The 12371-nt window shown below is 32.3% G+C and carries 7 protein-coding genes; all 7 read left to right on the forward strand.

The annotated features are described in order from the left end of the window. The first annotated feature begins 10 nt into the window (after positions 1 to 10). The 7 genes from FQU21_RS03500 to FQU21_RS03530 all read left to right on the forward strand — a co-directional run bounded on the left by FQU21_RS03500 (position 11) and on the right by FQU21_RS03530 (position 11918). A complete protein-coding gene (locus FQU21_RS03500) occupies positions 11 to 1429 on the forward strand; it encodes a SusD/RagB family nutrient-binding outer membrane lipoprotein (RefSeq protein ID WP_147676647.1) in 1419 nt (472 codons plus the stop codon). Between the two features lie 11 nt (positions 1430 to 1440). Further along, positions 1441 to 3072, forward strand: a complete 1632-nt coding sequence (locus FQU21_RS03505) for a hypothetical protein (protein ID WP_147676648.1) — start codon at positions 1441 to 1443, stop codon at positions 3070 to 3072. Between the two features lie 668 nt (positions 3073 to 3740). Then, a complete protein-coding gene (locus FQU21_RS03510) occupies positions 3741 to 4286 on the forward strand; it encodes an RNA polymerase sigma-70 factor (protein WP_147676649.1) in 546 nt (181 codons plus the stop codon). Between the two features lie 118 nt (positions 4287 to 4404). Continuing rightward, positions 4405 to 5352 (forward strand): FecR family protein, encoded by a 948-nt coding sequence (locus FQU21_RS03515; RefSeq protein WP_147676650.1) that lies wholly within the window; start codon positions 4405 to 4407, stop codon positions 5350 to 5352. Between the two features lie 114 nt (positions 5353 to 5466). Beyond that, positions 5467 to 8826: a SusC/RagA family TonB-linked outer membrane protein gene (locus FQU21_RS03520; protein ID WP_147676651.1), complete on the forward strand. Its 3360-nt coding sequence runs from the start codon at positions 5467 to 5469 to the stop codon at positions 8824 to 8826. 56 nt (positions 8827 to 8882) lie between these two features. Continuing rightward, positions 8883 to 10295, forward strand: coding sequence for a RagB/SusD family nutrient uptake outer membrane protein (locus tag FQU21_RS03525; RefSeq protein ID WP_147676652.1), 1413 nt, complete (start codon positions 8883 to 8885; stop codon positions 10293 to 10295). Between the two features lie 78 nt (positions 10296 to 10373). Then, complete coding sequence (locus tag FQU21_RS03530) at positions 10374 to 11918, forward strand: purple acid phosphatase family protein (RefSeq protein ID WP_147676653.1); 1545 nt, start codon at positions 10374 to 10376, stop codon at positions 11916 to 11918. Positions 11919 to 12371: the final 453 nt, after the last annotated feature.

The following is a 12371-nucleotide window of genomic DNA, read 5'->3' on the forward strand; positions in this document are numbered from 1 at the left end:
TACGCATACCATGAAGAACATAATTATAAAAATAACTTCAATATTTTTAATTTTTTCAATTATTATTTTCACAGGATGTGAAGATAATTTTGATGAAATAAACACAAACCCTTCTGAATTTACAGAAGTACCAACTCATTTTTTCTTGCCAGGATCTATCTTAACTATAGCAAATGCTGAAAATCATTATTATGATGGGTATCTTTATCCGTCTACATGGATTCAATATACTACACAAGGACAATCAAGAGATGCCACTTCATATAATTATCAAGATGTTCGATCTCGAATTTGGAGCACCATTTATCAAGGCCCTTTAGTCGATTTAGATCGTATTGTTGTATTGGCAGATCAAGAAAATAATTTACCATTAAAGGCGGTTGCTATGACTTTAAAAGCCTACTCTTATACTTTATTAGTAAATACTTTTGGAGATTTACCTTATGCAGAGTTTAATAAAGTAGATCAAGGAATTAACCAACCTATTTACGATTTGCAATCAGAAATATTTAATAATATTTTAGAAAACTTAAGAGAAGTTGATACGTTATTAGAAGGGGTTTCTGCTATTGATATACCACTAGAATATGACTTAATTTATAATGGCGACGCATTAAAATGGCGAAAGTTTGCAAATAGTTTAAGGTTTAGATTGTTAATCCAATTGTCTGAAATAAGGGATGTATCCTCAGAGTTATCTTCAATTGCTCCAGTATTTGAAAATGCATCTGATAATGCGATGTATCAGTTTTCAGGGGTTAACGTTGGCGATATTTACCCTCCAAGCAGTGCTTTAGGACCAGATGCCACAGAAGGACAAGTACACAGAATGGCAGCTCCTTTAATTAGTAGAATGAATCAAACTAATGACCCAAGAAGATCATTATATGCCGTTGCTAATGATGACGGTCAATACCTAGGAGCATATACCTATGAAACCTTTGGGCTAAATAATAATTACTCTAAAATAAACCCACAATTTTTTGATAGAAACGGTACGGCAACCTTTATGGATTATTCTGAATTGTTATTTTTAAAAGCAGAAGCAGTCGCAAGAAACTTAATCGTTGGAGATGAAGTTGATATTTTAAAAGAAGCCATTATATCGCATATGCAAGAATTAGGAATTTCTCAATCAGAAATAGATCAATACACTAATAATATTGTTAGTAACGGAACAAATTTAGAAGAAATTTATACAGAAAAATGGGTAAGCATGTTTGGGAGAGGATTACAAGCTTGGATAGATTATAAAAGAACTGAAATTCCAACTTTAATACCAAATCCCGATGGGCTAATTAATGAAATTCCTAAAAGATTTACCTATCCCTTGATTGAACAATCCACCAATAGCATAAATAAAAATCAAGCTATTGATAGGCTTGAAAAGGGAGATGTACTAGACTCATCATTAATATGGACAAAATAACAAATAAAACTATGAAAAAAATTGAAAATTATATTTTACTAGCCATAATGATTATTTTTTCATCATGTTCTAATGAAGAAAGATCATTTACACCAAACGAAAAAGCAGGTTTTGAAATTTCTTATTCATCAGATGAAGACCTTTTAACTTTTACAAGAAATCTTGAAGACGAAAGTGTAGATCTAGATGTCAATATTAAAGGCGAATGGTTTGTTGATTCTGGGAACTTTTCTGGACGAGTAATTCTAGTGAAATCCTTGTTAAATAGTAAGTTTGAAAAGATTGAAAGTGTGTTTGAAGACTCTGAACTTATTTTAAATGATACTATAGAATTTAGTATTGAAACGGAAGAAGAATTGTTTAAAGGGCTTTCCGTAAGTATAAATGAAATTGAAATAGGTTCTAAATTTAGATATGAAGCTATTGGAATTACACCCGAATCTGATACTATTGTAGTTAATACATCACATACCTTTGAAGCAAAATATAATGAATTTTGCGACAGACCAGTTTTAGAGTTAGGAACTTGGATTGCCACCAACACTAAAAGCAATTACTCTAAAGAAGTTACTTTATATTGGGATGAAAGCAGAGGTGCATATGCTTTTACTGATTTTGGTCTAGATTGGAGTAAATGGAATGATTATTGGTATGGCGTATTATTCAACTTTGCTTGTCCTCCTGTAGAAGGCGACCCTGTAGAATTTGATTTCTTAGGAGACGGTGTTACAACTCAGGACACCTATGAAATGCTAGATGATAATGGCGTTTTAAAAACAAGAAGATTAAGGTTAATGCCTTATATTTATAAGGAAGGCTCTCCTAAAGGATATTATGATAGTGAAACACAAGAAATTGTATTTAAAGATATTAATGTTACCGATGATTGGTGGAATTCGGATAAACATGATTTGATAAGTATGGTTTTTAAGAAAAAAAACGGTAATGAACCAGAGCCTAAAACACCTCCATTTTCTGGAACGGTTCATTTAAATTCTGATATTATAAAATCGTCAGATCCTACAACATTTCAAAGTATTAGTTATACTGGACGTGGAGAGCGTAGAATGTTTGATAGAAGATCTACTTGGGTTGATTTAAACGCATTTTTATTTAATGTAGCCTATAGTGATGGATTAAACGTTGAAGTACAAGTTAACCCTGAATTTGAAACTCAAGAAGAAGCTAAAATTTTCGCTGAGAAATATGCGGTAGCGATTGGAAGAATACCAAAAGCATTAAGAACAGGCGTACAAACGGTTTGGATTCATAAAGGAGATTATTCGTTTGGGGGTGGAAATAATAATATATTAATTCACGCAGGAAGAGCAGATAGATATGATGGAGAAGGTAAGCTAGAAGAAACTTTGGTACATGAGGGAACACATGCCTCTATAGATTCAGATTATAAGCAAGACCCAGAATGGTTAGCAAGTCAGCAGGCCGATGGTAATTTTATTTCTACTTATGCTAGAGATAATCCCACGACTGAAGATTTGGCAGAGAGCCTTTTAATGTGGATAGCTGTTACCTATAGAGCAGATAGAGTGCCACAAGATTTAATAGACACTATTAATGAGACCATGCCAAATCGTATTAATTTTTTCGATAATTTGAATTTAGATATGGAGTTATTGAAGTAATATTATTACTTAAAATTTTCATTCATTAAAAATATCATGTTTTCAATACGTTAGTACACAAAATTTATAAAATAAATTTTGGTGATAACTTATTAGGAAAGTAATTAATTGTCAATCTATCTTCTTTTAAAGTATATTTAGTGCATTGGTAACTATAGCACACTTTTAGTTAATGATAGATACAGTTTTTTGGAAACGCTTGAGGTAACTTAAAAAAAACATTTAAGTTATCGCCAAGTGTTTTTTTTTATGGTGTAGTCATAGAGAATAGCTTTAACTAACAGTATTTAAATACTTCAAGCGTTTTTCACTAGTATAAGCTTTCCTTTTGTTAAAAAAATACCATCTCACATATAAATTCAATGCCATTTAGAATGTCTAATTTTGATGGAGTTGCAGTGTTAGAAATATTACTGTTTAAAACTAAAAAGAAAAATACTTCCAAGGTATTTAGCTTCTTGTTTAAGAAGTAATACTAAGAGGTTTCGCTCAATTTTTTAAGAGGAAGTTGTAATTGTGTATTAGTATTAGTGCATTAAAATTAAGACACCGCAGTATTAAATTATTAGAACTTTTTAAACTAAAGAAACGACGTTCTTTTAATTTAAGCAACAATTACTTTACTTTAACTTAATAATTGCCATAAACTGAAAATGTAAATTGTGCTCATGAATTCTAATAGGATAAGTGAGCCCACTCCAGAGCTTTGGAGTAGAATAAAAAAATCCGACCAAACGGCCTTTAATCACCTTTACCTCTTGTATTGGAAACAGTTAATAAAAAAGGCCTATAACATTGTTAGAGAGGAAAAAGCTGCTCAAGATGTTGTTCAGGAAGTTTTTATAGATCTTTGGGAACGGCGAGAACATTTGGTTGTTAATAACTTTGCAGCGTTTATTAACACAGCTGTAAAATACAAATCGCTGTCCTATTTAAAAAGTAAAAATTTAAAGGTTGTTCATATAGAAGTACTTAGTAAACTTCCAGAATTGTATTATGAGGTCGATAACCAGGCCAATGAATTGAAAGCAGAGGTAGATCAAGCTGTACGTCAATTACCCGATGGTTGTCGAAATATTTTTGAACTTAGCAGAGAAAAGCAACTTTCAAATCAAGAAATTGCAGACAGATTGAAGATTTCTAAAAGAACGGTTGAAACCCAAATTAGCAAGGCATTAAAATTTTTACGTAAAGAAGTGCTTACCATATTTTAAACTAAACTTTACCATGGTGTAAAGAATATTAATATAAGGTTAAATCCATAGGTTTTAAAAATTTTGCGTACGTGTACTGTATTAAAATAGATACTTACTATTAAAGATAGTGCGTAAAATGACGAAAGCAAAATTTTATATTATTCTAGAAAAATATCTTAAAGGTGTTGCCAATAAAAATGAAGCAAACATTATAGAAACGTTTTATTCTGCATTACAGAATGAAAAATCAGCTAATTTTGAGTGGTTAGATAAAGAAGGAAATACCATAAAGCATACCCTCAAGAAACAAATTGATAAAAGTATAAATCAAGAAAAAAAACGTTTTAATACTAGATTAATATATAAGGTTGCCGCTAGCATTGTTTTGTTATTATCGGTAGCTTTAACTTATGTGGCAGTAAGTACAACAGCTAAGCCCAATGTTATTTATACAGAAATATCAACACACGACGGGATTAGAAAAAAAATTGAACTCCCGGACGGTACTTTAATAGAAATTAACATTAATAGTACACTAAAATATCCTAAAACTTTCGGTACTACAAAAGAGCGTAAAGTCTTTTTAAACGGCGAAGCTTTTTTTAACGTTTCCAAAAATAAAGCCAAACCATTTGTGGTTATGGCAAATGGGTTAACAACCAAAGTTCTTGGCACACAATTTAATGTAAATAGTAACCCGAATAGTGTAAATGTGTATTTAGTTGAAGGCAGTGTAGAGGTAGCCACAAATGAAGAAAAGCAAATTTTAAAGCCAAAACAAAAAGCGGTTTATATCCCTACAGAAAAAGGTATAGGGATAACAACACCCAACCAATATAAGGAGTTAGCATGGCGAGCCAATACTTTTAATTTTAATAATGAAACCTTAGGAGAAGTAACAAAATTATTAGAAAAACGATTTAATGTTACTATTCAATTTTCTAATGGGCATATTAGGGAAAAACGACTATCTGCCCATTTCGAAAATCAAAATTTAAAAACCATTTTAATGTCTCTAACAAAGGGAGGCAACCTTAACTTTAAAATAAATAATAAAACTAAAAAAATATTGATATATGAATAAATAGAATAAAAAAAAGGAAGTGCGCTAACACTTCCTCGGACCGTAATACCCTAAATAATATGTACGCTAATACACATTTTAAAAAGAAAATTTTATCAAATCCAAAGTAAAATTATGAAAAAAAAATCACTTAATTTTAAATTATTAATGAGAATATCTACCCTTCTTATTACCGTAATGCTTAGTATAACCAATTTGTTCGCAGTGAATAAGGTTAATGCTCAAAGATTAGAAGCATACGAGATTAAGCTTACCGAATCGACATATACACTACGAAGTGTAATTGATTTAATAGAACAAACTACCAACTTTAGTTTTATTGTTTATGAGAAAGAAATTGATATGTCTAGTATATATGTACCATATCAGCAAGATCAGTCCTTGTTAAGTCTTTTAGAAAACCTTTCCAAAAAGGAAAATCTTAAATTTTATAGAGTAAATAACTTAATTAGTGTTACTAAATCTAAAGATAATGGAAAAGAAATAGAAGCATCTGTTATAGATTTATTTACCATTACAGGAGTGGTTAAAGATAAGGATGGTATTCCGCTGCCTGGAGCTACCGTACTTAATAAAACAAGTAAAAAAGGAACCGTTACTAATTTTGACGGTGAGTATAAAATAGAAGCAACCCAGGGAGATGTTTTAAATTTTTCATTTATTGGCTATGCCACTCAAGAACTCACGGTGGGAGATGCAGAAGTTATTAATGTTTCCATGGCTTTAGAATCTTCAGAACTTGATGAAGTTGTTATTATTGGTTATGGAGAACAACAAAAAAGAGACCTTACAGGTGCCGTTAGTTTTATTACAGAGCGCGATATACCTAATGATCCTGTTCAATCTCCAGAAAAATTACTAAAAGGACGTGTCCCTGGAGTTTATATTTCGCAAAATTCAGGTCAACCAGGCTCTGCTACCACCATTCGTGTTAGGGGAGGAACTTCAATAAATGCTGGAAATAATCCCTTGTTTATTGTAGATGGAGTTCCTATGGATATATCGACCTCCGGATCTACTTCGGGTATAGCTCAAGGGAGTCCCTTAAACCCTATGGCTAGTATTCGACCAGAGAATATTAGTTCAATGACGGTTTTAAAAGATGCATCAGCAACAGCTATTTATGGATCTAGAGGGGCAAACGGGGTTATTATTATTACCACTAAAACGGGAAAAAAAGGAAAACCTACCGTAGCTTTAAATACACATTTTGGAGTGCAACAGATTCGAAAAAAGCTAGCATTGCTTAATGCGTCTCAATTTGCACGAATTAAGAATGAAGCCTATCTATTAGATGGTGAAGAAGCTCCATATACAGAGACCGAAATAGCAGGTTTAGGTGAAGGTACAGATTGGCAAGATGAAGTTTACCGTAGCGCAATGATAAAAAATTATAATCTTTCATTTTCGGGAGGTGATGATAAAACAAAGTATTACATCTCTGGAGGTTTTGCAGAGCAGGAAGGGATCATTATCAATTCAGATCTTAAAAACATTAATTTTAGAGCAAATATAAATTCAGAAATTAGTGATAAATTTAGAATAGGAAATACACTGTCTTTAAATAGAATTAATACAAATATTATTCGTTCAAGTACAGGAACGTCGGGGTCTGATGCTGGTATTGTAAATGGGGCTATTAAAATGGATCCTATTTTAACTATTTATAATCCAGACGGAAGCTATGTTCGTAGAAGTGATGCCGATACACCAAACCCTGTGGCTACGGCTTTAGAATTAACCAATCAAGTTGAAACCTCTAGAATAATTGATAATTTCTTTGGAGAATATGATCTTACTGAAAGTTTAACTTTTAAATCTACTTTAGGTATAAACTATTTAAATAATCAAGAAAATTACTTTAAACCAAATACCGTTTTTATTGCAGGGAACGAAATTAACCAAGCGGCTATTGGTGTTTTAAAAAGAGAACATTGGGTTAATAGTAACACGCTTACATATGCTAATGAATTTGGTGAAAACTTAAATCATAGCCTTAATTTAGTTGGAGGGTTTTCATTGGAAGGTAACCGTTCGGAATTATTACGAGCTGGGGCTTCTAATTTTCCAAATAATGTATTACGAGAGTTCGATTTGTCTTCAGGAACAGTATTTAGTGCACCTCAAACCCATAAAGAATCTTCAAAGCTTATTTCCTATTTAGCCAGAGCAAATTACGGATATAAAAACACGTATTTGTTTACGGTTTCTGCTCGTTATGATGGTTCTTCTAAATTCGGAAAAGGTAATAAGTATGGTTTTTTTCCATCGGCTGCTTTAGCATGGAGAGTGTCTAATGAAGATTTCATGACCAAGCAAGATGTAATAAGCGATATGAAATTAAGAGCGAGTTTTGGAGTAACAGGAAATCAAGAAATTGGAAACTACCAATCACTAAGTTTACTTTCTACGGTTAATGTGGTTGCTGGAGATCAAGGAAAAACAGGTATTTATCCAGCCAATATTGGTAACCCCGATTTAAAATGGGAAACAACAAATCAATTAGATTTTGGTCTGGAAATGAGCTTATGGGATGGGTTACTAGCGGTTAATGCCGATTATTATAGAAAAACAACCAAAGATTTACTTTTAAGTGTGCCTGTGCCATGGACAACAGGTTTTGCAGATGCATTGGTGAATTTAGGTAAAATGCAAAATGAAGGGTTTGAAATAGCAGTAAATAGCAAGTCCTTTGAATTAGGTAAAACAAAATTAAATTTTGGTATAAACTTATCAAAAAATAAAAATGAGATTTTAGATTTAGGTGGTACTAATCAATTTTTTGTCGAGGGATCTGCAATAATTGTTAAAGAAGGATTGCCACTAGGGTCTTTTTATGGCTATGTGTTTGATGGTATTTTACAAGATGAGGCAGATATAGCTAATTCATCTCAAACAACTTCTTTACCAGGAGACGAGCGTTATGTTGATATAAATAATGACGGCACAATAGATGCTGATGATAGAAAAGTGATTGGCAATGCACAACCAGATTTAATTGGTGGTTTTTCTGCTAATGTAAGTTATAACAACTTATCACTTTCTACAAATTTCAATTATGTTATTGGTAATGATATTTATAATAAAGATAGACAAGATTTAGAGCGTGCTGATGGCGCAAGAAATAATAGTACAAAAGTTCTTGATCGTTGGACACCTACAAACCCTAGTAACTATATTCCCGCAACAGGAGGGGTAAGTAGTTTTTCAAACAAATATTTAGAAGATGGATCGTATTTACGATTACAAGATGTCACATTAGCCTACCAGCTTCCTGTAAATATTTTAGAAAAATTAAATCTAAAAAACTTAACACTTTCGTTAAGCGCTCAAAACTTAATTACTATTACAAATTATAGCGGTTATGATCCTGAGGTTAGTGTAAATGGACAGTCTAGTCTTTCTCAAGGTATAGATCAAGGGGTGTATCCAACAGCAAAAACCTATACATTAGGACTGCAACTTGGATTTTAAATTAAAAAAATATAAAAATAATATCAACGATAATAATTTAATAAAATATTCAAAAGATGAAAATTAATAATTCAATACTATGGATGCTTTCATTGAGTCTCCTGTTGTGTTTTTCCTGTGAGGATTTATTAGAAGAGAACCCAGAAAGTTTTATTGGAGCAGATCAGTTTTTTAAAACTGAAGAAGACGCTTTATCTGCAGTTTATGCCATGTATTCAGATTTAACCGATGACCATAGTCGTAATATGTATATCCTTAATTCATATACTACAGATGAAGGAACAGGATCTCCTGGAAGTATAAATGCTTTAGAACAATATACTTTTGATAGCACCCAAGGAACCGTAGCCGATTTTTGGAAAGATCATTACAAATTAATTAGTAATGCTAATGTAATTCTTGAAGAAATTGGAAGTATTGATATGGACGACACCTTAAAAAATAGTTTTTTAGGTGAAGCGCGATTTATGCGAGCATTAGCCTATTTCCGTTTAGTTCAATTTTTTGGAGATATACCTTTGGTGTTATCTGCCACAAAATCTATTGAAGGTATTAATGTCGAGCGATCTTCAGCAAGTAGCATATATGATCAAATTATAGTAGACTTGAGTTTTGCAGAGCAGAATCTATTATCTCAAGATAAAACAGAAATTGGTAGACCTTCTAATATTGCGGCAACTGGTTTATTGGCTAAAGTTTATCTTACCATGGAAAATTGGGAGTTATCTGCTAAAAAATCTAAAGAAGTTATCGATTCAGGACTATTTGGACTAATGGATAATTTTTCCGAAGTATTTAAGCCAGAAACACAGGTTAATAAAGAGAACATCTTTGTTCTTAATTTTAAGTCTGGTTTGCCAGGCGATCAGCAGTTTGAATTAAAATACTATTTACCAAGAGATTTACCAGGAGCTAGAGGTTTAAGTCGTTATCATCCTACAGAACATATTTATAATAGTTTTGATGACCAGGATTCTAGAAAAGACTGGACATTTTTTACGTCTTATACGTATCAAGGGGAAACCTACACTTTTACTCCGCACTGGCATAAATTTATGGATTATGCGACTTTAAGTAATACCGATGATAATGATACAGATGTACCCTTATTACGTTATGCCGACATATTGTTAATTTATGCAGAAGCTTTAAACGAAAGTAATGGTCCCGTAGATCAGGCTTATGAAGCTGTAAATTTAGTTAGGCGTCGTGCATACCAGGTTACAGATGCTTCTTATGATTTGAAAGGACTTTCTAAAGAAAGTTTTAGAGCCGCTGTTTGGAAGGAAAGAAAATTAGAGTTTGCTGGCGAATGGCATCGGTGGTTCGATTTAAAACGCACTAACCGATTACTTTCTATAAAATCTGAAATGTTAGGTAGAACGGTACCAGAACGGTACCAGTTTTTACCAATTCCTCAACGAGAAAGAGATGCAAATCCTAATTTAGGTCAGAATTTAGATTATTAAAGAGAGGGAGACTATATCAATGGTTTACAAAATTTCGGTTTTGTAAACCATTGATGTTTTTAATTAAAAAAAAGCAAAATGAAACATTTAAATAAGATCTATTTTTTTTTAATAATATCTTTTTTGTTCACTAAAGCGTTTTCACAAACGCCTAAAGTGTATAAAAATCCAATTTATGACGACAATTGGTCTAAACCAACCGTGCACCCAAGTCATATAATGTTAAATCTAGGAGAGAATCCTGCAAATACTATGAGTGTAACTTGGCGAACCGATGGTTCGGTCAAAAATGCATACGCAGAAATAGCAAAAGCTACGGCGGCTCCTAAATTTTGGAGAACCTCTACTAGGTATCATGCTTTAACAGAAGCGCTAGATGCCAGTAAAATAGAACTCATTAATTATAAAATAAATTATCATTCGGTTACTTTTAAAAATTTAGATCCTGATACAACCTATGGTTATAGGGTAGGTGATGGGGCGCATTGGAGTGAATGGATTCAATTCAAAACAGCAAAAACCTCAGCTGGTAAGTTTACTTTTTTGTATATGGGTGATGTGCAAAATAATATTCTTGAATTATGGTCTAGAGTTGTTCGAGAAGGCTTTAAAAAAGCACCTAACGCAAGGTTTATAGTCTATGCTGGTGATATGGTAGAAACTGGTCAGAACGACAAGCAATGGCACGAATGGTTTAAAGCGGGAGACTGGATACATAGTATGGTACCTGCTTTTCCTGTACCTGGTAATCATGAGTATAAAACAGATAAAAAGAAGGAGAGAAAATTAGCCATACAGTGGAAACATCAATTTACTTTACCAGAAAACGGACCTGATGGTGTTAAAGAAAGTGCCTATTATTCCGATTATCAAAATGTTCGTATTATCGGGCTTAATTCTATGGAAAAGCAGAAAGAACAGGCCATTTGGTTAGAAGAGGTTTTAAAATATAACCCTAATAAATGGACGGTTATTACATTTCATTATCCCATATATTCCTCTTCTGCCGGTAGAGATAATAAAAGGTGGAGAGACTTACTAAAGCCAATTTTTGATAAGTATAAAGTGGATTTGGTTTTACAGGGGCATGATCATACATATGCACGAGGTGGTGAAAATAATATGACTACTGGGGTGTCTAAAACAGATAAAAAAACGGGTACCGTTTATGTGGTATCAGTAAGTGGAGGCAAAATGTATAACCATAAACCCAATTGGGATAATTATGAGGCTAACCGGAGTAGATTGGGAGAAAACACTCAATTATTTCAAACCATAACTGTTGATGGTGATAAACTTGCTTTTGAGTCATATACCCCACTTGGTGAACTCTATGATGCCTTTGTTCTTGTAAAAAATGATGATGGCCCTAACAGTATTATCGATATGAGTGATCGTGCTGTTCAAGAAAGGTACCATAGCAATACCATTTCATATTATGATAAGTTACCACGAGATATTGAACATGAGATTTTAAAACAAAATCCAGGATTTTTAATCGATCAAGTACGGTTATATGAGAATAAAGAAAAAGCTGTTTTGTATAATGTAAGATTAAGAAAAAAAGAGGAGGTTATAAATCTTGTATTGGATAAAACAGGAAACGTGTTGGAAAAAAAGTAATGTATCACTTTATAAAAGTAATGCACTAAAATACCTTACTATACATTGAATACGGCGGTCTATGTAGCTTTAGATCGTCGTATTTTTTTTGTTTTTTTTATAACTATTACAAATTAATATTTTGCCATCCTGCTAGCCTCTTACTTAAAATAAAGCAACATTATACTTAGAGTCTAAATTATTAATTTTTAATGAACAATGGATACGCCGTTTTTTTATGTAAAATTTTAGTCCACAAAGTTGGCTTAGAAATAAAAAAAGTAAAATCCAAATAGCAACTCTTTGATAATTTGTTATAAAATTTTTCTCTTGGAACTCCTTCGCTTAAAAGGAAATTATTGAACAACTTTTTTTGTTATATTTTATTCCTTTACATTATTAAACCGCCGAATTTTCTGTATATTTATATTATGTGGTGGGCAATAAGTAAAAGGTATTAAAATAATAAAATTA

The organism is Algibacter pacificus (assembly GCF_008033385.1).
GTDB classification, from domain to species: Bacteria; Bacteroidota; Bacteroidia; order Flavobacteriales; family Flavobacteriaceae; genus Algibacter; species Algibacter pacificus.

Excerpts from the sequence above, each read along its gene's own strand:
- FQU21_RS03500 (WP_147676647.1), top strand. The coding sequence starts at position 11 with ATGAAGAACATAATTATAAAAATAACTTCAATATTTTTAATTTTTTCA.
- FQU21_RS03505 (WP_147676648.1), top strand. The coding sequence starts at position 1,441 with ATGAAAAAAATTGAAAATTATATTTTACTAGCCATAATGATTATTTTT.
- FQU21_RS03510 (WP_147676649.1), top strand. The coding sequence starts at position 3,741 with ATGAATTCTAATAGGATAAGTGAGCCCACTCCAGAGCTTTGGAGTAGA.
- FQU21_RS03515 (WP_147676650.1), top strand. The coding sequence starts at position 4,405 with ATGACGAAAGCAAAATTTTATATTATTCTAGAAAAATATCTTAAAGGT.
- FQU21_RS03520 (WP_147676651.1), top strand. The coding sequence starts at position 5,467 with ATGAAAAAAAAATCACTTAATTTTAAATTATTAATGAGAATATCTACC.
- FQU21_RS03525 (WP_147676652.1), top strand. The coding sequence starts at position 8,883 with ATGAAAATTAATAATTCAATACTATGGATGCTTTCATTGAGTCTCCTG.
- FQU21_RS03530 (WP_147676653.1), top strand. The coding sequence starts at position 10,374 with ATGAAACATTTAAATAAGATCTATTTTTTTTTAATAATATCTTTTTTG.